At 72.5% G+C, this 327-nt stretch carries 1 protein-coding gene; it reads right to left on the reverse strand.

Annotated elements, in window-relative coordinates:
* Nucleotides 1-327 (reverse strand): AMP-binding enzyme (locus tag XI09_RS04280; protein WP_271565817.1); only part of this gene is annotated, 327 nt, incomplete at both ends.

Here is a 327-nt window from a genome sequence, read left to right on the forward strand (position 1 = left end):
AGATCCCGGCCAGCATCGTCTCGACCTCGCCGCGCGGCGCCTCATAGGCCGCCAGCGCATAGGCCTCATCGGCCGGCGCCGGCAGTGCCTTGCGGTCGAGCTTGCCGTTCACCGTCAGCGGCAGCGCCGCGATCGGCACGAACGCCGTCGGCACCATGTAGTCCGGCAGCCGCGCGCTCAGATGCGCGCGCAAGGCGCCGGCAAGCCCGCCTCCATCGCCCTCGTCCGAGCCGGCCTCGGGCGCGCAGACCACATAGGCAATAAGATGCTTGTCGCCGGCGCGGTTCTGGCGCGCCACCACCACCGCCTCGCGCACCCAGGCGTGCT

Origin of the sequence: Bradyrhizobium sp. CCBAU 11386, from assembly GCF_028128955.1 — a bacterium.
Classification (GTDB): Bacteria; Pseudomonadota; Alphaproteobacteria; order Rhizobiales; family Xanthobacteraceae; genus Bradyrhizobium.